Annotated in this window: 20 protein-coding genes and 1 tRNA gene; 3 read left to right on the top strand and 18 right to left on the bottom strand. The window is 67.9% G+C overall.

Going from position 1 to position 22,851, the window contains the following annotated elements; genetic code table 11:
• Positions 1–16 precede the first annotated feature (16 nt).
• The 12 genes from rpsG to ACWCPY_RS01290 all read right to left on the bottom strand — a co-directional run bounded on the left by rpsG (position 17) and on the right by ACWCPY_RS01290 (position 14,664).
• Positions 17–487, bottom strand: a complete 471-nt coding sequence (rpsG, locus tag ACWCPY_RS01345; RefSeq protein WP_072485550.1) for a 30S ribosomal protein S7 — start codon at positions 485–487, stop codon at positions 17–19.
• 2 nt (positions 488–489) lie between these two features.
• Positions 490–861, bottom strand: coding sequence for a 30S ribosomal protein S12 (gene rpsL / locus ACWCPY_RS01340; RefSeq protein WP_003948652.1), 372 nt, complete (start codon positions 859–861; stop codon positions 490–492).
• A 472-nt stretch (positions 862–1,333) separates the two neighbouring features.
• Positions 1,334–5,233: a DNA-directed RNA polymerase subunit beta' gene (locus tag ACWCPY_RS01335; RefSeq protein WP_362440686.1), complete on the bottom strand. Its 3,900-nt coding sequence runs from the start codon at positions 5,231–5,233 to the stop codon at positions 1,334–1,336.
• A gap of 129 nt (positions 5,234–5,362) precedes the next feature.
• On the bottom strand, positions 5,363–8,848 hold the full coding sequence (gene rpoB, locus ACWCPY_RS01330; protein ID WP_329818609.1) for a DNA-directed RNA polymerase subunit beta: 3,486 nt from the start codon (positions 8,846–8,848) through the stop codon (positions 5,363–5,365).
• 618 nt (positions 8,849–9,466) lie between these two features.
• Entirely contained in the window at positions 9,467–9,850 is a 384-nt protein-coding gene (gene rplL, locus ACWCPY_RS01325; RefSeq protein WP_072485559.1) for a 50S ribosomal protein L7/L12, read from the bottom strand.
• Positions 9,851–9,961: 111 nt separating this feature from the next.
• Positions 9,962–10,492, bottom strand: coding sequence for a 50S ribosomal protein L10 (gene rplJ / locus ACWCPY_RS01320; protein WP_266415516.1), 531 nt, complete (start codon positions 10,490–10,492; stop codon positions 9,962–9,964).
• 275 nt (positions 10,493–10,767) lie between these two features.
• Positions 10,768–11,670: a hypothetical protein gene (locus ACWCPY_RS01315; protein ID WP_451262246.1), complete on the bottom strand. Its 903-nt coding sequence runs from the start codon at positions 11,668–11,670 to the stop codon at positions 10,768–10,770.
• Between the two features lie 162 nt (positions 11,671–11,832).
• Positions 11,833–12,555 (bottom strand): 50S ribosomal protein L1, encoded by a 723-nt coding sequence (gene rplA, locus ACWCPY_RS01310; protein WP_326767206.1) that lies wholly within the window; start codon positions 12,553–12,555, stop codon positions 11,833–11,835.
• 82 nt (positions 12,556–12,637) lie between these two features.
• The gene (rplK, locus tag ACWCPY_RS01305; RefSeq protein WP_006126872.1) at positions 12,638–13,072 is read right to left on the bottom strand and encodes a 50S ribosomal protein L11; all 435 of its coding nucleotides are present in this window, start codon (positions 13,070–13,072) and stop codon (positions 12,638–12,640) included.
• A gap of 175 nt (positions 13,073–13,247) precedes the next feature.
• Positions 13,248–14,123: a transcription termination/antitermination protein NusG gene (nusG, locus tag ACWCPY_RS01300; RefSeq protein ID WP_451262245.1), complete on the bottom strand. Its 876-nt coding sequence runs from the start codon at positions 14,121–14,123 to the stop codon at positions 13,248–13,250.
• Between the two features lie 74 nt (positions 14,124–14,197).
• A complete protein-coding gene (secE, locus tag ACWCPY_RS01295; protein ID WP_072485564.1) occupies positions 14,198–14,485 on the bottom strand; it encodes a preprotein translocase subunit SecE in 288 nt (95 codons plus the stop codon).
• Positions 14,486–14,591: 106 nt separating this feature from the next.
• A tRNA-Trp gene (locus ACWCPY_RS01290) sits at positions 14,592–14,664 on the bottom strand.
• Positions 14,665–14,889: 225 nt separating this feature from the next.
• Here ACWCPY_RS01290 and ACWCPY_RS01285 point away from each other — a divergent pair.
• Together ACWCPY_RS01285 and ACWCPY_RS01280 are read left to right on the top strand one after the other, a co-directional pair.
• Complete coding sequence (locus tag ACWCPY_RS01285; RefSeq protein WP_329818606.1) at positions 14,890–16,116, top strand: pyridoxal phosphate-dependent aminotransferase; 1,227 nt, start codon at positions 14,890–14,892, stop codon at positions 16,114–16,116.
• Positions 16,117–16,239: 123 nt separating this feature from the next.
• Positions 16,240–17,262 carry an adenosine deaminase gene (locus ACWCPY_RS01280; RefSeq protein ID WP_451262244.1) on the top strand — a complete coding sequence of 341 codons (1,023 nt, stop codon included), beginning with the start codon at positions 16,240–16,242 and terminating at the stop codon, positions 17,260–17,262.
• Between the two features lie 11 nt (positions 17,263–17,273).
• Here ACWCPY_RS01280 and ACWCPY_RS01275 read toward each other — a convergent pair whose 3' ends face one another.
• Positions 17,274–17,879, bottom strand: coding sequence for a TetR/AcrR family transcriptional regulator (locus ACWCPY_RS01275; RefSeq protein ID WP_451262242.1), 606 nt, complete (start codon positions 17,877–17,879; stop codon positions 17,274–17,276).
• Positions 17,880–17,966: 87 nt separating this feature from the next.
• On the opposite strand from ACWCPY_RS01275, the gene ACWCPY_RS01270 reads away from it, so the two are divergent.
• Positions 17,967–18,602 (top strand): NAD(P)-dependent oxidoreductase, encoded by a 636-nt coding sequence (locus ACWCPY_RS01270; protein ID WP_451262241.1) that lies wholly within the window; start codon positions 17,967–17,969, stop codon positions 18,600–18,602.
• Positions 18,603–18,620: 18 nt separating this feature from the next.
• Here ACWCPY_RS01270 and ACWCPY_RS01265 read toward each other — a convergent pair whose 3' ends face one another.
• The 5 genes from ACWCPY_RS01265 to ACWCPY_RS01245 form a co-directional block, all read right to left on the bottom strand.
• Positions 18,621–19,730: a UDP-N-acetylmuramate dehydrogenase gene (locus ACWCPY_RS01265; RefSeq protein WP_451262404.1), complete on the bottom strand. Its 1,110-nt coding sequence runs from the start codon at positions 19,728–19,730 to the stop codon at positions 18,621–18,623.
• 14 nt (positions 19,731–19,744) lie between these two features.
• On the bottom strand, positions 19,745–21,175 hold the full coding sequence (locus ACWCPY_RS01260) for an MFS transporter (RefSeq protein WP_451262239.1): 1,431 nt from the start codon (positions 21,173–21,175) through the stop codon (positions 19,745–19,747).
• 75 nt (positions 21,176–21,250) lie between these two features.
• Positions 21,251–21,799 carry a TetR/AcrR family transcriptional regulator gene (locus ACWCPY_RS01255; protein WP_451262403.1) on the bottom strand — a complete coding sequence of 183 codons (549 nt, stop codon included), beginning with the start codon at positions 21,797–21,799 and terminating at the stop codon, positions 21,251–21,253.
• 117 nt (positions 21,800–21,916) lie between these two features.
• A complete protein-coding gene (locus tag ACWCPY_RS01250; RefSeq protein WP_329818600.1) occupies positions 21,917–22,345 on the bottom strand; it encodes a MaoC family dehydratase in 429 nt (142 codons plus the stop codon).
• The gene (locus tag ACWCPY_RS01245) at positions 22,345–22,797 is read right to left on the bottom strand and encodes an FAS1-like dehydratase domain-containing protein (RefSeq protein WP_451262237.1); all 453 of its coding nucleotides are present in this window, start codon (positions 22,795–22,797) and stop codon (positions 22,345–22,347) included. Before ACWCPY_RS01245 ends, ACWCPY_RS01250 begins: the two co-directional genes overlap by 1 nt.
• Positions 22,798–22,851 lie beyond the last annotated feature (54 nt).

Below are 22,851 nucleotides of genomic sequence, written 5' to 3'. Positions count from 1 at the left end.
TCGATGTGGGTAGCGACTACCAGCGGTAGTGCGCGAAGGCCTTGTTGGACTCGGCCATCTTGTGGGTGTCCTCGCGCTTCTTGACGGCAGCGCCAAGACCGTTGGAGGCGTCGAGCAGCTCGTTCATGAGGCGCTCGGTCATGGTCTTCTCGCGGCGGGCGCGGGAGTAACCCACGAGCCAGCGCAGCGCGAGGGTGGAGGCGCGACCGGGCTTGACCTCGATCGGCACCTGGTAGGTGGCGCCACCGACACGGCGGGACTTGACCTCGAGCGAGGGCTTGACGTTCTCAAGCGCGCGCTTCAGCGTGATGACCGGGTCGTTGCCGGTCTTCTCGCGGAGGCCCTCCATGGCGCCGTACACGATCCGCTCGGCGGTGGAACGCTTGCCGTCCAGCAGGATCTTGTTGATCAGCGAGGTGACAAGAGGAGAGTTGTAGACCGGGTCGATGATGACCGGGCGCTTCGGGGCGGGGCCCTTACGAGGCATTCTTACTTCTCCTTCTTGGCGCCGTAGCGGCTGCGGGCCTGCTTGCGGTTCTTGACACCCTGGGTGTCGAGCGAGCCGCGGATGATCTTGTAACGAACACCCGGCAGGTCCTTCACACGGCCACCACGCACGAGCACGATGGAGTGCTCCTGCAGGTTGTGTCCCTCACCCGGGATGTAGGCCGTGACCTCGATACCGGAGGTCAGACGCACACGCGCGACCTTACGGAGTGCCGAGTTCGGCTTCTTCGGGGTGGTCGTGAACACACGCGTGCAGACGCCGCGGCGCTGGGGCGAACCCTCGAGCGCGGGCGTCTTGTTCTTCTCGACCTTGTCCTGCCGGCCCTTCCGGACCAGCTGCTGGATCGTAGGCACTACTTCTCCGGTTTCTGTGTGCCGTTCGTGAAACTAACCTGGAACGTCACCGACCCACGCGGTCGGGTGTGTCGAATACTGCAGGCTTCTGCCGCAAGGCAGAAGGGAGCGCAGATTGCGGTGACCACTGACGGACTCGCCGTGCGGTTGAGGACACGCACACGAGCCCAGGCACACCCCAGGCACAAGGTCTGAGCGTACCTACCTCGTCGACTCCGGTCAAAACAAATGCGGTCCACCGCGACACGCCGTGACGAGTGTCCGGCTTCTCCCGACCCGTACCCGTAGCCTCCGCACCCCGCACGGGCCCGTACGGCCCCTCACAGAGGCCCGGAGCCCGTCCGGGGACGGGCTCCGGGCCTCCCCGTCGGCCGGCCACGGACCATCTCACGGCAGTGACGCGAAACACGCCGGAGGGCGGCCACCCCGTACGAAACGGGGTGACCGCCCTCCGGTCGGTCGAACGACTCGCCTACTGGTTGTACGGACCGTAGTCGTAGTCCTCCAGCGGAACGGCCTGGCCGGAGCCCGTGCCGAACGGCGAGTAGTCGATGTCGTCGTAGCCGACGGCCGAGTACATCGCGGCCTTGGCCTCCTCGGTCGGCTCGACCCGGATGTTGCGGTAGCGGGACAGACCCGTACCGGCCGGGATGAGCTTACCGATGATGACGTTCTCCTTGAGGCCGATGAGGCTGTCGGACTTGGCGTTGATCGCCGCATCCGTCAGGACTCGGGTCGTCTCCTGGAAGGAGGCGGCCGACAGCCAGGACTCCGTCGCCAGCGAGGCCTTGGTGATACCCATCAGCTGCGGACGGCCGGAGGCGGGGTGACCGCCCTCGGTGACCACACGACGGTTCTCGGTCTCGAACTTCGAGCGCTCGACGAGCTCGCCCGGCAGCAGCTCCGCGTCGCCGGACTCGATGATCGTCACGCGGCGCAGCATCTGCCGGATGATGATCTCGATGTGCTTGTCGTGGATCGACACGCCCTGCGAGTTGTAGACCTTCTGGACCTCGCCGACCAGGTGGACCTGGACCGCGCGCTGGCCGAGGATGCGCAGCACGTCGTGCGGGTTGGTGGCACCCACGGTGAGCTTCTGGCCCACCTCGACGTGGTCGCCCTCGCCGACGAGCAGACGGGCGCGCTTCGAGATCGGGAAGGGGATCTCGTCGCTGCCGTCGTCCGGCGTGACCACGATCTTCTTGGTCTTCTCGGTCTCCTCGATCCGGACCCGGCCGGCGGACTCCGAGATCGGGGCGACACCCTTGGGCGTACGGGCTTCGAAGAGCTCGACGACTCGGGGCAGACCCTGGGTGATGTCGTCACCGGCCACACCACCGGTGTGGAAGGTACGCATCGTCAGCTGGGTACCGGGCTCACCGATGGACTGGGCGGCGATGATGCCGACCGCCTCACCGATGTCGACCAGCTTGCCGGTGGCGAGCGAGCGTCCGTAGCAGAAGGCACAGGTGCCGACCGCGGACTCACAGGTCAGGACCGAACGGGTCTTGACCTCCTCGACGCCGGCGCCCACCAGGGCGTCGATCAGGACGTCACCGAGGTCGACGTTGGCAGGCGCGATGACCTTGCCGTCGACGACGACGTCCTCGGCGAGCATGCGGGCGTAGACCGAGGTCTCGACGTCCTCCGTCTTGCGGAGCACACCGTCCGCACCCTTGACGGCGATCTTCAGCTTGAGGCCGCGGTCGGTGCCGCAGTCCTCCTCGCGGATGATCACGTCCTGCGAGACGTCCACCAGACGACGGGTCAGGTAACCCGAGTCGGCGGTACGCAGGGCGGTGTCCGCCAGACCCTTACGGGCACCGTGCGTGGAGATGAAGTACTCCAGAACGGTGAGGCCCTCACGGAAGGACGCCTTGATGGGACGCGGGATCGTCTCGTTCTTGGCGTTGGACACCAGACCACGCATACCGGCGATCTGACGCATCTGCATCATGTTTCCTCGGGCACCCGAGTCAACCATCATGAAGATGGGGTTCGTCTTGGGGAAGTTCGCGTTCATCGCCTCGGCAACCTCGTTGGTCGCCTTGGTCCAGATCGCGATGAGTTCCTGCGTGCGCTCGTCCTTGGTGATCAGACCGCGCTCGTACTGCTTCTGGACCTTCTCGTCCTGCGCCTCGTAGCCCGCGACGATCGCCTTCTTGGCCTCGGGGACCACGACGTCGGAGATGGCCACGGTGACACCGGAACGGGTCGCCCAGTGGAAGCCCGCCGCCTTCAGGTTGTCGAGCGTCGCCGCCACGATGACCTTGGGGTAGCGCTCGGCGAGGTCGTTGACGATCTCGGAGAGCTGCTTCTTGCCGACCGAGTAGTCGACGAACGGGTAGTCCTCGGGCAGCAGCTCGTTGAAGAGCGCGCGGCCCAGGGACGTACGCAGCCGGAACGTGTCGCCCTGCTGGTACTCCTGCTCGCCCTCCTCGGCGACCGGCGGCACCCAGCCACGCGGCGGGATGGTGCCCACCGGGAAGCGGATGTCGACCTTCGCCTGGAGCGACAGCTCGCGGGCGTCGAAGGCCATGATCGCCTCGGCCGTGGAGCCGAAGGAACGGCCCTGGCCGACGACCTTGCGCTCCTCCTCGTCCGTGGTGAGGAAGAACAGGCCCAGCACCATGTCCTGGGTCGGCATGGTGACGGGACGACCGTCGGCCGGCTTCAGGATGTTGTTCGAGGACAGCATCAGGATGCGGGCCTCGGCCTGCGCCTCCGCGGAGAGCGGCAGGTGCACGGCCATCTGGTCACCGTCGAAGTCCGCGTTGAACGCGGTGCAGACGAGCGGGTGGATCTGGATGGCCTTGCCCTCGACCAGCTGCGGCTCGAAGGCCTGGATGCCGAGGCGGTGCAGGGTCGGCGCACGGTTCAGCAGCACCGGGTGCTCGGCGATGACCTCTTCGAGGACGTCGTACACCACGGTGCGGCCGCGCTCGACCATGCGCTTGGCCGACTTGATGTTCTGCGCGTGGTTCAGGTCGACCAGGCGCTTCATCACGAACGGCTTGAAGAGCTCCAGCGCCATGGCCTTCGGCAGACCGCACTGGTGCAGCTTGAGCTGCGGGCCGACGACGATCACGGAACGCGCGGAGTAGTCCACACGCTTGCCGAGAAGGTTCTGACGGAATCGACCCTGCTTGCCCTTCAGCATGTCGCTGAGGGACTTGAGCGGGCGGTTGCCGGGACCGGTGACCGGGCGACCGCGGCGGCCGTTGTCGAACAGCGCGTCGACGGCCTCCTGCAGCATCCGCTTCTCGTTGTTCACGATGATCTCGGGGGCACCGAGGTCAAGGAGACGCTTGAGGCGGTTGTTGCGGTTGATCACACGGCGGTACAGGTCGTTCAGGTCGGAGGTCGCGAAGCGGCCACCGTCCAGCTGCACCATCGGACGCAGGTCCGGCGGGATGACCGGCACGCAGTCCAGCACCATGCCCTTGGGCTTGTTGCTGGTCTGCAGGAACGCGGAGACGACCTTGAGGCGCTTGAGCGCACGGGTCTTCTTCTGGCCCTTGCCGGTACGGATGATCTCGCGGAGGCGCTCGGCCTCCTCGTCGAGGTCGAAGGACTCCAGGCGCTTCTGCAGCGCGGCGGCGCCCATGCAGCCGTCGAAGTACGTGCCGAAGCGGTCACGCAGCTCGCGGTAGAGCAGCTCGTCGCCCTCCAGGTCCTGGACCTTGAGGTTCTTGAAGCGGCTCCACACCTCGTCGAGGCGGTCGATCTCGCGCTGCGCACGGTCGCGCAGCTGCTTCATCTCGCGCTCGGCACCTTCGCGCACCTTGCGGCGCACGTCGGCCTTGGCGCCCTCGGCCTCCAGCTCGGCCAGGTCGGTCTCGAGCTTCTTGGCGCGGGCTTCCAGGTCGGCGTCGCGACGGTTCTCGATCTGCTGACGCTCGACGGAGACGTGCGCCTCCAGCGAGGGCAGGTCGCGCGTACGGCGCTCCTCGTCCACGAACGTGATCATGTACGCGGCGAAGTAGATGACCTTCTCGAGGTCCTTCGGCGCGAGGTCGAGGAGGTAGCCCAGACGCGACGGGACGCCCTTGAAGTACCAGATGTGGGTGACGGGAGCGGCAAGCTCGATGTGGCCCATGCGCTCACGGCGCACCTTGGCGCGCGTGACCTCGACGCCACAGCGCTCACAGATGATGCCCTTGAAGCGGACACGCTTGTACTTGCCGCAGTAGCACTCCCAGTCCCGGGTCGGACCGAAGATCTTCTCGCAGAAGAGTCCGTCCTTTTCGGGCTTGAGCGTGCGGTAGTTGATGGTCTCCGGCTTCTTCACTTCGCCGTGGGACCAGGTCCGGATGTCGTCCGCGGTGGCAAGGCCGATCCGCAGCTCGTCGAAGAAGTTGACGTCGAGCACTTGTCGTCAATCCCTCTTTCGGGGGTTCGAGCCCCCTCGCGTCAGGCGAGAAATCGGGGCACTTCAGCAATGGTCTGAACGGGTCCGGGGAGAGCCGGCCGGATCACGGGGATCCGGCCGGCCAACCCGTCAGACCTCTTCGACGCTGCTCGGCTCGCGCCGGGACAGGTCGATACCGAGCTCCTCCGCCGCGCGGAAGACGTCCTCGTCGGTGTCGCGCATCTCGATGGACATGCCGTCCGAGGACAGCACCTCCACGTTGAGGCAGAGCGACTGCATTTCCTTGATGAGCACCTTGAAGGACTCAGGGATGCCCGGCTCGGGGATGTTCTCGCCCTTGACGATGGCCTCGTAGACCTTCACACGGCCGGTCACGTCGTCGGACTTGATCGTCAGGAGCTCCTGGAGGGCGTATGCGGCGCCGTATGCCTCAAGGGCCCACACCTCCATCTCACCGAATCGCTGACCACCGAACTGTGCCTTACCACCCAGCGGCTGCTGGGTGATCATGGAGTACGGACCCGTCGAACGAGCGTGCAGCTTGTCGTCGACGAGGTGGTGCAGCTTGAGGATGTACATGTAGCCGACCGAGACCGGGTCCGGGAACGGCTCGCCGGAGCGGCCGTCGAACAGCTTGGCCTTGCCGGAGGGCTGCACCAGGCGGTCGCCGTCGCGGTTCGGGATCGTGGCCTCGAAGAGACCGGAGATCTCGTCCTCGCGCGCACCGTCGAAGACGGGGGTGGCGACGTTGGTGCCGGGGGCGACCTGGTCGGCGCCGATGGCCTGCAGGCGCTTGGCCCACTCGTCACCGAGACCGGAGACGTCCCAGCCGCGGCTGGCGAGCCAGCCGAGGTGGATCTCCAGGACCTGTCCCGGGTTCATTCGGGACGGGACACCCAGCGGGTTGAGGATGATGTCGACCGGGGTGCCGTCCTCCAGGAACGGCATGTCCTCGATCGGCAGGATCTTCGAGATGACGCCCTTGTTGCCGTGACGGCCGGCGAGCTTGTCACCGTCGGTGATCTTGCGCTTCTGCGCGACGTAGACGCGGACCAGCTGGTTCACGCCCGGCGGCAGCTCGTCGCCCTCTTCGCGGTCGAAGACGCGGACGCCGATGACCTTGCCGATCTCACCGTGCGGCACCTTCAGCGAGGTGTCGCGCACCTCGCGCGCCTTCTCACCGAAGATCGCGCGGAGCAGGCGCTCCTCGGGGGTCAGCTCGGTCTCACCCTTGGGCGTGACCTTGCCGACGAGGATGTCACCGGCGACGACCTCGGCACCGATACGGATGATGCCGCGCTCGTCGAGGTCGGCGAGGACCTCCTCGGAGACGTTCGGGATGTCCCGGGTGATCTCCTCCGGGCCGAGCTTGGTGTCACGGGCGTCGACCTCGTGCTCCTCGATGTGGATCGAGGAGAGGACGTCGTCCTGCACGAGGCGCTGCGACAGGATGATCGCGTCCTCGTAGTTGTGACCCTCCCACGGCATGAACGCCACGAGCAGGTTCTTGCCGAGGGCCATCTCACCGTTCTCGGTGGCCGGACCGTCGGCGAGGACCTGGTCGGCGACGACCCGGTCGCCCTCGGAGACGACAACCTTCTGGTTGACCGAGGTGCCCTGGTTGGAGCGCATGAACTTGGCGATGCGGTACGTGGTGTACGTGCCGTCGTCGTTGGTGACGGTGATGTAGTCCGCGGAGACCTCCTGGACCACACCGTCCTTCTCGGCCTTGAGCACGTCGCCGGCGTCGGTGGCGCAGCGGTACTCCATGCCGGTGCCGACGAGCGGGGCCTCCGACTTAATCAGCGGCACCGCCTGACGCATCATGTTCGCGCCCATGAGGGCACGGTTGGCGTCGTCGTGCTCCAGGAAGGGGATCATCGCGGTCGCGACGGACACCATCTGGCGCGGCGAGACGTCCATGTAGTCGACGTCCGTGCCGGGCACGTAGTCGACCTCGCCGCCACGGCGGCGGACCAGCACGCGGTTCTCGACGAAGCGGAGCTCGTCGCTGAGCGGCGCGTTGGCCTGCGCGATGACGAAGCGGTCCTCCTCGTCGGCGGTCAGGTAGTCGACCTCGTCGGTGACCTGGCCGTCGACGACCTTGCGGTACGGCGTCTCGATGAAGCCGAACGCGTTGATCCGGCCGTAGGAGGCCAGCGAGCCGATCAGACCGATGTTCGGGCCTTCGGGCGTCTCGATCGGGCACATGCGGCCGTAGTGCGACGGGTGCACGTCACGGACTTCGAAGCCGGCCCGCTCACGGGAGAGACCACCCGGGCCGAGGGCGTTGAGACGACGCTTGTGCGTCAGGCCCGACAGCGGGTTGTTCTGGTCCATGAACTGGGACAGCTGGCTGGTGCCGAAGAACTCCTTGATGGAGGCGACGACCGGCCGGATGTTGATCAGGGTCTGCGGCGTGATCGCCTCGACGTCCTGGGTGGTCATGCGCTCGCGCACGACGCGCTCCATACGGGCGAGACCCGTACGGACCTGGTTCTGGATCAGCTCGCCGACGTTACGGATACGACGGTTGCCGAAGTGGTCGATGTCATCGGTCTCGACCATGATCGAGCGGCCGGACTCGCCGACCGTCTCGGTCTCACCGGCGTGCAGCTTGACCAGGTACTTGATCGTCGCGATGACGTCGTCGCTGGTGAGCACACCGGCGTCGAGCGGCTCGTCGGCGCCGAGCTTCTTGTTCACCTTGTAGCGGCCGACCTTCGCGAGGTCGTAGCGCTTCGGGTTGAAGTAGAGGTTCTCGAGCAGCGTCTGAGCGGCCTCACGGGTGGGCGGCTCGCCCGGACGCAGCTTGCGGTAGATATCGAGCAGCGCGTCGTCCTGGCCCTGGGTGTGGTCCTTCTCCAGGGTGGCGCGCATCGACTCGTACTCGCCGAACTCCTCCAGGATCTGCTCGGTCGTCCAGCCGAGAGCCTTCAGGAGAACGGTGACGGACTGCTTGCGCTTGCGGTCGATGCGGACACCGACCATGTCGCGCTTGTCGATCTCCATCTCCAGCCAGGCACCCCGGGACGGGATGATCTTGGCGGAGAAGATGTCCTTGTCGGACGTCTTGTCGATGGAGGAGTCGAAGTAGACACCCGGCGAGCGGACCAGCTGCGACACGACGACACGCTCGGTGCCGTTGATGACGAAGGTGCCCTTGTTGGTCATGAGCGGGAAGTCGCCCATGAAGACCGTCTGGGACTTGATCTCGCCGGTCTCGTTGTTGGTGAACTCAGCGGTGACGAAGAGCGGGGCGGCGAACGTGAAGTCGCGCTCCTTGCACTCGTCGATCGAGTTCTTCGGGGGCTCGAAGCGGTGGTCGCGGAAAGTCAGCGACATCGACCCGGAGAAGTCCTCGATCGGCGAGATCTCCTCGAAGATCTCTTCCAGGCCGGACTTGGTCGGGACGTTCTGTCCGCTGTCCAGAGCAGCCTCGACGCGAGCCTTCCATGCGGCATTGCCGAGGAGCCAGTCAAAGCTCTCGGTCTGCAGCGCGAGGAGGTTCGGAACCTCGAGGGGCTCCTTGATCTTTGCAAAGGAGATGCGCAGCGGGGCGGTGCTGGCACCGTTGTTCGTATTCGCGGTCGAGGCGTTGCGCGAGGCGGCCAAGAGGGGGTCCTTCCGAGGGCTCGGACTCACTACGCGCGTACCGGTCCCAAGCCGGACACGGTGACAGTCAATTCCTGATTCGACCGAAAAGGCCAGGTCAGAGACGATCAGTCATCGATGCTGAAGCGAGGGCATGCCCCTGGTGACGGGCAGGGGGCAGCTAACAGGCAGCGCAAAGGGTCAGTGTAGCCAAACGGCACACTGATGTCCAGTCGGGGTTCTCAGAGACCCACGTTGCTCTCAACAGCTGTTCTCAACACCTATGGCTAGCCCTCGCGCGTGGTGCGCTCTTCTTTACTGCCCGCTTCTCACTCGATCCATGCCTCGGATTCGGATCGATGTGACGACGCGTCCTGAGAATTGCGCGCCGCGTGCGGTTCGTCAAGGCCCCCCTGCGGGGGCAGAGCCCCGAGGTCCTCACCCGACCGCCACCCGGCGCCGGTCGGCCGTCCCGGAGAGGCAACGGCGATGATCACCATACTCGTCGCCACCGGAAGAGCAAGGCAGCCGCCTCGGGTACGCCGAAGGGCGACCACCCGGATGGGTGATCGCCCTTCGTGTGATGACGTCCGTGCCGTACGGCAGGAGGCGTCAGAAGGAGTCAGCGGACTCCCTGAGTCACTTGACCTCGACGGAAGCGCCGGCGGCCTTGAGGGACTCGGCAGCCTTCTCGGCGGCCTCCTTGGCGACCTTCTCGAGGACCGGCTTCGGGGTGCCGTCGACGAGGTCCTTGGCCTCCTTCAGACCCAGCGAGGTCAGCTCACGCACGACCTTGATGACCTGGATCTTCTTCTCGCCGGCGCCGGTGAGGATGACGTCGAACTCGTCCTGCTCCTCGACGGCCTCGGCAACGGCACCCGGGCCGGCCGGGCCGGCGACGGCGACGGCCGCAGCGGCGGTGACGTCGAACTTCTCCTCGAAGGCCTTCACGAACTCGGAGAGCTCGATGAGGGTCATCTCTTCGAACTGCGCGAGCAGGTCGTCCTGGGACAGCTTCGCCATGATGGCGTCCTTCCACTAATTCGGCAGGTGCCGGATGTACATGTCGGCGGGCGTACGTTCGGCCCGCTGCGACCGTCGCCCTAGTGAGCGACGATCATTGCGCGAGCCGAATTACTCGGCACCGCCCTGCTCGGCCTGCTTGGCACGAAGCGCCTCCGCGGTGCGGACGAACTTCGACGGGAGCGCCTGGAAGACCTGAGCAGCCTGAGTCTGCTTGCCCTTCATGGCGCCCGCCAGCTTGGCGAGCAGAACCTCGCGGGACTCGAGGTCCGCGAGCTTCTTGATCTCATCCGCGGTCAGCGCCTTACCATCAAGGACACCGCCCTTGATGATGAGGTTGGGGTTCTCCTTGGCGAAGTCACGAAGACCCTTCGCCGACTCCACCGGGTCACCGGTGATGAAGGCAACCGCCGTCGGACCAGTGAACTGGTCGTCCAGCGAAGTGATCCCGGCCTCGTTGGCCGCAATCTTGGTCAGCGTGTTCTTCACCACGGCGTACTGGGCGTTCTCACCGAGCGAACGACGCAGCGTCTTGAGCTGCGCCACGGTGAGACCCCGGTACTCGGTCAGCACGGCGGCGTTCGAGCTGCGGAACTGGTCCGTCAGCTCGGCTACCGCGGCAGCCTTGTCGGGCCTTGCCATGAGCGTCGGCCTCCTTCCGGGTGATGAGGACCGCTCAGAAGGGGCCGGGAAAGACGAAACGCCCCGGCGCGGGCGCCAGGGCGTAGCTCGACCGAACGAAGTCCGGGAGCTTTCCACAGTCACCTGCGCAGGTCGCCCGTACTCAACGGATCCTTCGGTCACTGTTCCCTCTTGCGAGAGCGCAGCAACGACCAGCGGTCTTTGGCTTCTGTAGGAGAGTACGCGACCGTGGTCGCGCCGAGCAAATCCGTCCCGCTCCGGGCGGCCGGGGAGGGTCAGGACGTGCCCGCACCCGTTCCCTGCTGCTGCTTCAGGAGCTCGGCGAAGTCGACCGTGTCGGAGGCCGGGGGCTGCTCGACCGAGACCTTCGTACCGTAGTCGCTGTAGAACACCGTGGAGTTGAGCTCGCCGGTCTTCATCTGGCCGCGCTCGGTCTTCTTGACCAGCAGGTCGTTGTCGTCGACCCAGAGGTCGACCGTCTCCGTGGTGATGCCGGCGTCGCTCAGCTGCTTCTTCAGCTGCTCCAGCTGGTCGGCGTCGAGCTGGGAGTTCTTCGCGGTCAGGGCGGCGACGTCGACGGTGCCGGAGTAGTGCGTGGTGGAGACGCCCCGGACGTCCTCCTTGCCGACCTTCTTCACGTCACCGGAGGCCAGCAGCGACTTCACGCCCTGGTCCGGCGTGGTGTTCTGCATCTGCTGCTTCATCGCCTCGCCGGAGGCGCCCGCCAGCTTGGCCAGGTCGGCGTAGCCGTAGCTGATCCAGTGCTTGCCGCCGGTCTGCTTCGCGAAGCCGTCGCCCATGTTGACGACGTAGCCGTCCTTGAAGTAGCGGGCCTGCATCGTGCCGGTGCCGCCGGACTGCTTCATGGCGTCCGCCATGCTGCCGCCGGTGTACGTGATCTCCATGGCGCCGGTGAGGCCGTCGGCCCAGTCGATGACGCCGGTCTGCTCCATGGACATGGTGGTGCCCATCTGGGTGGTGCCCTCGACCTTCGCCGAGCTCTCCCCACCGGTCTTCTTCTGCACGTCGAGCAGCGCGGCGATCGCGTCGGTCTTCACGACGCCGCTGCCCTTGTTGTCGCTCGTGCCGCTGTCCGATCCGCTGCAGGCCGCGACCGACGTCAGCGCCGCTGCCGCTGCCACCGACAGACACACGCGTCGCACGGTACTGGTCCTCATGTCAGCTTCCACCCCTCGTTCGGCTCTGTCGGGGCCTCACGCTAACGCACAGGTCCGACACAGCCTCCGGCAATACGGATACAAGGACGGGCCCCGCACCTCGAAAGGTTGCGGGGCCCGTCAATGTCACACGTGACGCGGCGTACTGCCGAGCGCGAGGGCTCAGACGGCGGCCGGGTCCTCCTCGACGAGGAGGTTACGGGTGCGGTTGGCGTCCAGCGGGATGCCGGGGCCCATCGTGGTGGCCAGGGTGGCCTTCTTGATGTAGCGGCCCTTGGCGGCGGACGGCTTCAGACGGAGGATCTCCTCCAGCGCCGCTGCGTAGTTCTCCACCAGCTTGGTGTCGTCGAACGAGACCTTGCCGATGATGAAGTGCAGGTTCGAGTGCTTGTCGACGCGGAACTCGATCTTGCCGCCCTTGATGTCGTTGACAGCCTTCACGACATCGGGGGTGACGGTGCCGGTCTTCGGGTTCGGCATCAGACCACGCGGACCGAGCACCCGGCCGAGGCGGCCGACCTTGCCCATGAGGTCCGGGGTGGCGACGACGGCGTCGAAGTCCAGACGGCCCTTCGCCACCTCGTCGATGAGCTCGTCGGCGCCGACGATGTCGGCGCCCGCGGCTTCCGCGGCCGCAGCACGGTCACCGGTCGCGAAGACCAGGACCCGGGCGGTCTTGCCGGTGCCGTGCGGGAGGTTCACGGTGCCACGGACCATCTGGTCGGCCTTGCGCGGGTCGACACCCAGGCAGAACGCGACCTCGACGGTGCCGTCGAACTTGGTGGAGGCGGTGTCCTTGGCGAGACGGACGGCCTCGAGCGGCGCGTAGTTGCGCGACCGGTCGACCTTGGCGTCCGCAGCGCGGAGGTTCTTGCTGCGCTTCACTTCTACTCCTGTTGGTTTCAGGGTGTGGAGTCGTGGTGCGGGCCAGCGCTTGGCCCTACCACTGGGGATGTGAGGGGCTGAATCAGCCTTCGACCGTGATGCCCATGGAACGGGCGGTGCCAGCGATGATCTTCGACGCGGCGTCGAGGTCGTTGGCGTTCAGGTCGGGGAGCTTCGTCGTGGCGATCTCACGGACCTGGGCAGCCGTCAGCTTGGCGACCTTGGTCTTGTGCGGCTCGCCGGAGCCCTTCTCCACGCCCGCGGCCTTGAGGATCAGCTTCGCGGCCGGCGGAGTCTTGGTGACGAAGGTGAAGGAACGGTCCTCGTAGACCGTGATCTCCACCGGCACGACCATGCCACGCTGCGACTCGGTCGCGGCGTTGTAGGCCTTGCAGAATTCCATGATGTTGACGCCGTGCTGGCCGAGCGCGGGGCCGACCGGCGGGGCCGGGTTGGCCGCGCCGGCGTTGATCTGGAGCTTGATAAGCCCCGTGACCTTCTTCTTCTTGGGAGGCATTGCTCTCTCCGGGTCCTAGTGAGAGTGTTTCGCCGCCGTCCGATCATCCGGATGGAGGCATACCGCACAACGATAACGGGTATAGCTGCGCGACCAAAAACCGAGCAGGTCAGACGGGCTTCTCAGCCGGTCTGACCTGCTCGGTAGGCATGTGTCCAGGAACTGGCGGAAGCCGCTAGTTCTTCTGGATCTGGTCGAAGCTGAGCTCGACCGGGGTCTCGCGGCCGAAGATCTCGACGAGGCCCTTGACCTTCTTCGAGTCGGCGTTGATCTCGTTGATCGTCGCCTGCAGCGTCGCGAACGGGCCGTCGGTGACGGTGACCGAGTCGCCGACCTCGAAGTCGAGCACCTGGACCTCGACCTTGCGGGCCGGAGCCGGCTTGCCCTCGGCCTCGGCGGCCTCGCGGGCGGCCTTCTCCTCGGCCTCCGGGGCGAGCATCTTGACGATCTCGTCCAGGGTCAGCGGGTACGGGTCGTAGGCGTTGCCCACGAAGCCGGTGACACCGGGAGTGTTGCGGACGACACCCCAGGACTCGTTCGTCAGGTCCATGCGCACCAGGACGTAGCCCGGGAGCTTGTTCTGGCGGACGTTCTTGCGCTCGCCGTTCTTGATCTGGACGATCTCTTCCTCGGGCACTTCGGCCTGGTAGATGAAGTCCTCGACGTTGAGCGAGACGGCGCGCTGCTCCAGGTTGGCCTTCACGCGCTTCTCGTAGCCGGCGTACGTGTGGATGACGTACCACTCGCCGGGAAGGCCACGCAGCTCGTCGCGCAGGGCGGTGACGGCGTCGACGGGGGCGGCCGACTCGGCCTCCTCCTCGTCGTCCTCGTCGCTCTCGGATTCGGCGTCGGCCTCCGCGGCCTCTTCCTCGTCCTCGTCCTCGACGTTCACGGCGGCCTGCTCGGCGGGCTCACCAGCGGCGGCGTCGGCAGCTTCGGCCTGGTCCGGCTCCTCGGCGTCCGCCGCCTCGACGATGTCGAGCTCGTCCTCGGCGGACTCGAAGGCGCCCGCCGTCGGCTCGACGGCGTCGTTCAGGTTCGGGTCAGACACGGTGGCTGCTTCTTCCTGGATCACAAATGGGTGGAACATGCGAAAGGGGCGCCCATGAGGCGCCCTCCGCGGGATCAGCCGAAGACGTACTTGATGACCCGCTGGAATCCGAAGTCAATCACGGTAACCAGACCGATCATGACGACGACGAAGACAATCACCACGCTGGTGTACGTCGTCAGCTGACTACGAGTCGGCCAGACGACCTTGCGCAACTCGGCGACGATCTGGCGGTAGAACAGCGCGAGGCGGCCCAGAGGGCCCTTCTTTCCGCGCTTGCCGCCCTTCCGGGTCTTCTTCTTCGACTCGGGTACTTCATCCTCGGCATCAGGCATGTCGATGGAGCCCACGGCGTCCGTCACGCTTCTCACCTGATTCCGGGTCATGGCCGTGCCGCGCCCGGTGGAGCCGCACGGCGGTGCATAGAAGTACGTACATGCGCACACATCCTGGCGAAGGAGTGTGTAGCAGGGCCGGAGGGACTTGAACCCCCAACCGCTGGTTTTGGAGACCAGTGCTCTACCAATTGAGCTACGACCCTTTGTGGTTTCCACCAACCTACCGCATCTTCCCGGATGGTTCCGGTGCAGGAACGGTGCGGCTGGTGAAGGCCAACGACAGGTGAGTGTACGTGTTCAGCGGCCCGGCGTCGAACAGATAGCTCCCGACCGCTCCTGGTCGCATGTTGTCCGCATGCTGTCCGAGTCGTGTCCGGTCCCTGAAACCCCTGCGCCGACAGGGATTCCGGTCTGGGACCATGGGGGCCATGAGCGCTGCAACTTCCCCCTCCGAGCGCCGGGTCTCCGCCCGCATCGGTGCGATCTCCGAATCCGCCACTCTCGCCGTCGACGCCAAGGCCAAGGCCCTCAAGGCCGCCGGCCGTCCGGTGATCGGCTTCGGTGCCGGTGAGCCCGACTTCCCGACCCCCGGCTACATCGTCGACGCCGCGATCGAGGCCTGCCGCAACCCGAAGTACCACCGCTACACCCCGGCGGGAGGCCTTCCGGAGCTCAAGGCCGCCATTGCGGAGAAGACGCTGCGCGACTCCGGCTACGAGGTCGACGCCTCGCAGATCCTGGTGACCAACGGCGGCAAGCAGGCCATCTACGAGGCGTTCGCCGCGATCCTCGACCCGGGCGACGAGGTCATCGTCCCCGCCCCGTACTGGACCACCTACCCCGAGTCGATCCGGCTGGCCGGCGGTGTCCCGGTGGAGGTCGTGGCGGACGAGACCACCGGCTACCGGGTCTCGGTGGAGCAGCTGGAGGCGGCGCGCACCGAGCGCACGAAGGTCGTCCTGTTCGTCTCGCCGTCGAACCCCACCGGTGCCGTCTACAGCGAGGCCGACGCCGAGGCGATCGGCCGCTGGGCCGTCGAGCACGGCCTGTGGGTGCTGACCGACGAGATCTACGAGCACCTGGTCTACGGCGACGCGAAGTTCACCTCGCTGCCCGCGATCGTGCCCGAGCTGCGCGACAAGTGCATCGTGGTCAACGGCGTCGCCAAGACATACGCGATGACCGGCTGGCGGGTGGGCTGGATCGTCGGCCCGAAGGACGTCGTCAAGGCCGCGACCAACCTCCAGTCGCACGCCACGTCCAACGTCTCCAACGTGGCCCAGGTCGCCGCGCTGGCCGCCGTCTCCGGGAACCTGGACGCGGTCGCCGAGATGCGTACCGCCTTCGACCGGCGCCGGCAGACCATCGTCCGGATGCTCAACGAGATCGACGGGGTGCTGTGCCCGGAGCCCGAGGGCGCGTTCTACGCGTACCCCTCGGTGAAGGAGCTGCTCGGCAAGGAGATCCGCGGCAAGCGCCCGGCCACCTCCGTCGAGCTGGCGGCGCTGATCCTGGACGAGGCCGAGGTCGCGGTCGTGCCGGGCGAGGCCTTCGGCACGCCGGGCTACCTCCGCCTCTCGTACGCGCTGGGCGACGAGGATCTCGTCGAGGGCGTCTCGCGGATCCAGAAGCTGCTGGGCGAGGCCAAGGCCTGACAGGTACTGGATTCAGCAGAAGCGACCCCCGGCGCCCGGCCGGGGGTCGCTTCTGCGTTCGGGCGTCAACCCGATGGGGAAAGCGGCTACCGCTCGACCCCACGTGTGCGGCAGGATCTTGGGATGGAGCGTGATGTACGGCTGTTGCCCAAGGCCCACCTGCACCTGCATTTCACCGGGTCGATGCGGCCGACGACCCTGCTCGAACTCGCCGACAAGTACGGCGTGCACCTGCCCGACGCCCTGACCGGCGGCGAACCGCCCAAGCTGCGGGCCACGGACGAGCGCGGATGGTTCCGCTTCCAGCGGCTCTACGACATCGCCCGGTCCTGCCTCAGGGCGCCCGAGGACATTCAGCGGCTGGTGCGCGAGGCGGCCCAGGAGGACGTCGCGGACGGCTCCGGCTGGCTGGAGATCCAGGTCGACCCCACCTCGTACGCCCCGCTGCTCGGTGGGCTGATCCCGGCGATCGAGATCATCCTGGACGCGGTGGACAGCGCCTCGCGCGGGACCGGGCTGCCGATCCGGGTGGTGATCGCGGCGAACCGGATGAAGCATCCGCTGGACGCCCGGACGCTCGCCCGGCTCGCGGTGCGGTACGCGGACCGGGGCGTGGTCGGATTCGGGCTCTCCAACGACGAGCGGCGCGGGATGGCCCGGGACTTCGACCGGGCCTTCGCCATCGCCCGCGAGGGCGGGCTGCTGGCGGCGCCGCACGGCGGTGAGCTGTCCGGCCCCGCCAGCGTGCGGGACTGTCTGGACGATCTCGACGCGGCCCGGATCGGACACGGGGTACGGGCCGCCGAGGACCCGCGGCTGCTGCGCAGGCTGGCGGAGCGCCGGGTGACCTGCGAGGTCTGCCCGTCGTCGAACGTGGCGCTGGGCGTCTACGAGAAGCCCGCCGACGTACCCCTGCGCAAGCTGTTCGAGGCCGGGGTGCCGATGGCGCTGGGCGCGGACGATCCGCTGCTCTTCGGTTCCCGGCTGGCCGCGCAGTACGACCTCGTGCGGCGCCATCACGCGTTCACGGACGAGGAGCTCGCGGAGCTGGCCCGGCAGTCGGTACGGGGCTCGGCCGCGCCCGCCCCGGTCCGGGCGGAGCTGCTGGCGGGCGTCGACGACTGGCTGGCGAAGCCCGCGGACTAGAAGGCGAGCGGTTACGCGCCGACACCCCGCATCAGCGTCCTCGCCAGGGACGCGGCGAACTCGTCGAGGGGCTGCGGGGGCGTCCCGTCGGCCGTGGCCTCGTAGGCGAACGCCCGTTGCGCGCAGGCCCCGAGCAGCAGCGACGCGGCCGCGTAGGTGTCCGCGTCGGAGCGCACCCGGCCGGCCGCCTGCTCGGAGCGCAGATAGGCGTCCAGGCCCCGGATGGGCATGTGCGGGCCGGTGCCGAGCTCCCTCATCGCCTCGTGGTGGCGTTCCTTGAGCCTGGGTTCGGCGTACAGCGAGGCGGCGATCGGGAAGCTCTGCTCGTAGAAGAGCGCGGCCTGGCGGGCGATCTCGGTGAGGTTCCGCTCGACGGTGCGCTCCCCCGCCCCCGGGGACGCTACGAGCCGTTCCAGCAGCGGGTTGATCCTGGGCAGCCGTTCCTTGAGCACGACCACGAACAGCTCTTCCTTGCTCGCGAAGTGCTTGTAGAGCGCGGCCTCCGAGCAGCCCGCGGCTCTGGCGATCTCCTTGGTGGTGGCGCGGGCCAGGCCGATGGTGAGCATCAGCTGATGGGCGGCGTCGATGATGCGGACGCGGGCCGGCTTCTGCTCCATGTGCACTCCAGCGAAGCTTGACGAGGTAGTGAGTATCCACTCACTCTATGGGTGAGTGAATACTTACTCACCCTGGGAGGGTGCGCAATGAGGATCACGGTGTTCGGCGCGACGGGCGGCGTCGGTCAGGAGATCGTCCGCCAGGCGCTGGCGGCGGGCCACCAGGTGACGGCGGTGGTCCGCGACCCGGCGCGGCTGCCCGTCCCGCTCTCCGACGTGCAGGTCCACACGGTCGCGCGCGTGGACGATCCGGAAGCGCTGCGCGAGGCGGTCGCGGGCCGCGATGCGGTGCTCTCCGCACTCGGCTCGCGCGGCCGGAAGGCGGACGGGGTCGCCGAGCGGCTCACCGGGGCGGTGCTGGCGGCGATGGAGGCCGAGGGGGTGCGGCGGCTGCTGGTGGTCAGCGCGGCCCCGGTCGGCCCCCGTCCGGCCGACGACCCGTTGCCGGACCGGCTGGCCCGCAAGGCGATCGGGGCGATCCTCAAGGAGGTCTACGCGGACCTGACACGGATGGAGGCCGCGCTGGCCCGGTCCACGGCGGACTGGACGTCCGTACGGCCGCCGAAGCTCACGAACGGGCCGCTGACGGGGACGTACCGCACGGTGGTCGGCAGCACTCCGCGCAGCGGCCGGAGCATCTCGCGCGCCGATGTGGCGCACGCGATGCTGGCGCTGGTCGACGACCCGGCGTCGGTGAAGCAGGGCGTGGGCGTGGCGTACTGAGCGGCGTACCGATGGGCCCTACAGGCTGACGCCGACCGTCACCGGTTCGTTGACGAGCGTGACGCCGAAGGCCTCGCGGACTCCGGCGACGACCTCGCGGGCGAGGGCGAGGAGGTCCTCGGTGGTCGCCTCGCCGCGGTTGGTGAGGGCGAGGGTGTGCTTGGTGGAGATACGGGCCGGTCCGGTGCCGTACCCCTTGGTGAAACCGGCCTTGTCGATGAGCCAGGCCGCCGAGGTCTTGACGCGTCCCCCGTCCGCGGGGAAGGCGGGGGGCGTCGTCCCGGGGCCGAGCCGGTCCTGGGCGCGGGCGAGGAACGCCTCGTACTCCGCCTCCTCCAGGATCGGGTTGGTGAAGAAGGAGCCCGCCGACCAGGAGTCGTGGTCCTCCGGGTCCAGCACCATGCCCTTGCCGGCGCGGAGCGCGAGCACCGTTTCGCGGGCGGACGCGGCGGGCACCCGCTCGCCCTGCTCGACGCCCATGGTGCGAGCCGTCTCGGCGTACCGCAGCGGCGCGGAGAGACCGCCCGCGTCCTCCAGCTCGAAGCGGACACGCAGCACCACGAAACGGTCGGGTTCGGCCTTGAAGCGACTGTGCCGGTACGAGAACGCGCAGTCGGCGTTCGGGATGGTGACCGTTTCCTCGGTGTGCCGGTCGTAGGCGACGACCTCCGTGATGGTGGAGGAGACCTCCTGGCCGTACGCGCCGACGTTCTGGATCGGTGTCGCACCCGCGGAGCCCGGGATTCCGGCCAGGCACTCGATGCCCGCGAGGCCGGCTTCGACCGTACGGGCCACGGCGTCCGTCCAGATCTCGCCGGCGGCGAGCTCCAGCGTCGTGCCGTTCAGCGCGAAGCCCTCGGTCGCGATGCGCAGGGCGGTGCCGTCGAAGCCCTTGTCGCCGATGACCAGATTGCTGCCGCCGCCGATGACGAGGAGCGGGGTGCCGCTCCCGTCGGCCTCGCGCACGGCTTCGATCACCTCGGCGTCGGTGGTCGCCGTGAGGAGGCGGGAGGCGGGGCCGCCCAGCCGGAAGGTGGTCAGGGGGGCGAGGGGGGCGTCATGGAGTTCCTGCACGGGGACAAGGGTACGGTCCGTGCCCCCACCGCTCGGGCGGGGCACGGACCGCAGGGGTGAACCGCGGCTCACGCGGCGACGGGGACCGGCTTCCCGGCCGTCGCGGACTCCGGGGCCGGAGTACTGCGGCGGCGCGGGATCAGCAGGGCGACGACGGCGGCCAGCGCCACCGCCGAGGCGCCGATCCAGACCGCCGGAACGGTCCCGTCCGTGAAGGCGCGCGCGGAGCCGTAACCGCCCCGCGAGGAGAAGACCGTGGCGAGCACGGCGACCCCGAGGGCCCCGCCGACCTCGCGCAGGGCGTTGTTGGCGCCGGAGGCGATGCCCTGCTCCTCGGGCCGGACGCTGGACATCACGAGGCTGGCGGCGGGTGCGAAGTACAGGGCCATGCCGACCCCGCCGACGATCAGGCCGGGCAGCTGCGAGGCGTACGAGGCGTCGGGCGCGATGATCATCGCGAAGTACGCGAGGCCGGCCGCCTGGAGCGCGAGCCCGGCCACGACCACCGGGCGGCCGCCGAACCGGTCGGAGAGTATCCCCGCGACGGGCGCGACCAGCATGGGCATTCCGGTCCAGGGCAGCATCCGCAGGCCCGCCTCGGTGGGCGAGTAGCCCAGCACGCCCTGGAAGTACTGGCTGAGCAGGAAGATCGAGCCGAACATGCCCAGGAACATCAGCATGCTCGCCATGTTGATCCCGAAGAACGCGCGGTCGCGGAAGAGCCGCATCGGCAGCATGGGGCGCTTCGCGCGGAAGCCGTGGTGGATGAAGCCGGCCACGAGCGCTCCGCCCGCGATCAGCGCGCCGAGGACGGTGGGGCTGGTCCAGCCGTCGGAGTTGGCGTTGACCAGGCCGTAGACGATGCCGAACAGTCCGCCGCTGACCAGGAGCGTGCCGGGGATGTCGAGCCGTGCGCCCGGCGCGTACGACTCGGTCAGGCGCAGCCGGGCCAGCGGCAGCAGGGCCACGCCGACCGGGACGTTCAGCCAGAAGATCCACTGCCAGGACAGGTGCTCGGTGAGGCTGCCGCCGATCAGGGGCCCACTGGCCACGGCCAGCCCGGTGACGGCGCTGAAGATGCCGAGCGCGGCGCCGCGGCGGGCGGGCGGCACTGCGGCCGTGAGCAGGGTGAGTGTCAGCGGCATCATGATCGCGGCACCCACGCCCTGGACCGCCCGGAAGGCGATGAGCTCGTTGATCCCGGACGAGAGGGCGGCCGCGGCGGAGGCGCCGGTGAAGACGGTGAGCCCGGCGAGGAAGAGCCGGCGGCGGCCGAATCTGTCGCCGAGGGCCGCTCCGAGCATCAGCAGGACGGCGAAGGTGAGGGTGTAGGCGTTCACCGTCCATTCCAGCTCGGGCAGCTCGCCGCCGAGGCTCTTGCGGATGGACGGCAGGGCGGTGGTGACGACGAGGTTGTCGAGGGCCGCCATGAATCCGGCGACGCCGGTGATGACGAGGGCCCAGACCGCTCCCGAGCGGCCTGCTGTGTGCTGGTTCACTGCTCCCCCTGGGGGTTAGTTATCAATGACTAACTTCTTTGGGCAGAAAACCGGGCGGAACCCGGGTCGCACTGTTCAGGCGATCGGCCTGGCTTCGTCGTAGAACCCCGACCAGACCCGGTGCCCGGACGGGAAGCCGAGCGAGGCCAGCGTGTTGACGAGCATCCCGTACGCGAGGAACGTCGTCGTCTCCTTGGAGTCGGCACCCAGGGCGAGGTGGACGTCGTCCCACAGCCCCAGCCAGGCGGCGCGCACCGCGTCACCCAGCTCCCGCTCCCCGGAGGCGTCGGCGCTCGCGACCGCCGCGTAGGTCTGCATCTGCATCTGGATCTTGTCGGGGTCGTCGACGATGAGCCGCTGGTACGCGACGGCCATCGCCTTCACCGCCGCATGGCCCTCAAGCCCCTCCGCGGCCTCGGCGAAGACCTTCCGGGTGTCCGCGAAACACCGCTCGACGGCCGCGAGGAACATCGCCTGCTTATTGGGGAAGAGCCGGAAGAGATAGGGCTGCGAGACACCGACGCGCCTGGCGATCACCTCGGTGGAGGTGCCGCCGTACCCGCCGCGGGAGAACTCGGCGATCGCCGCACGGATGACACTCTCTCGCCGCTCTTCCGCACTCATCCTTGCCATGCGGGTAAGTTAGTAGTCAATCACTAACTTGGTCAACCGGCCCGCGGGCACGGATGAGGGGCACGGCCCGATGGACCGTGCCCCTCGTCCCTCCCGCGCGGTACGGCCTCAGCCGAGCCGCACCACGGCGCGGGACATGCCCAGCACCTTCTTGCCCTCGCTCATGGCCGTGAGGTCCACCCGCACCTGCTTGTCGTCCAGCAGGGCGGCGACCTTGGCGCTGACCTCGATCAGGGCGCCCTCGTCGTCGTTCGGCACGACGACCGGCTTGGTGAACCGCACCCCGTACTCGACGACCGCACCCGGGTCACCGACCCAGTCGGTGACCACCCGGATCGCCTCGGCCATGGTGAACATGCCGTGCGCGATCACATCCGGCAGCCCGACCTCGCGGGCGAACTTCTCGTTCCAGTGGATCGGGTTGAAGTCACCGGAGGCACCCGCGTACTGCACCAGCGTCGCCCGGGTCACCGGGAAGGACTGCGCCGGCAGCTCCGTACCGACCTCGACCGACTCGTATGCGACCTTCGCCGTCATCACGCCTCCTCGGCGGCGCGCGCCACCAGCTTCGTCCACGCGGTCACCACGTGCTCACCGGACTCGTCGTGGACCTCGCCGCGGACGTCCAGGATGTCGTTGCCCGCCAAGGACTTGATGCCCTCGATCGTCGAGGTGACCGTCAGCCGGTCCCCCGCCCGGACGGGCCGCACATAGACGAACTTCTGGTCGCCGTGCACCACCCGGCTGTAGTCCAGGCCCAGCTGCGGATCCTGCACCACCTGCCCGGCGGCCTTGAAGGTGATCGAGAAGACAAAGGTCGGCGGCGCGATCACATCGCTGTGGCCGAACGCCTTGGCGGCCTCGGGATCGACGTACACCGGATTCGGGTCGCCCACCGCCTCGGCGAACTCGCGGATCTTCTCCCGGCCGACCTCGTACGGCGGGGTGGGCGGATAGGTCCGTCCGACGAAGGACTGGTCGAGCGCCATGGGCTCGCTACCTCCTGATGAAAGATGAACAGGCCGAAGAACAGCCTTCATACA

The sequence above is a fragment of the Streptomyces sp. NPDC002403 genome, from assembly GCF_053593015.1.
The sequence above is the reverse complement of the archived record's forward strand: the minus strand, read 5'-3'. Positions and strand labels throughout refer to the sequence as shown.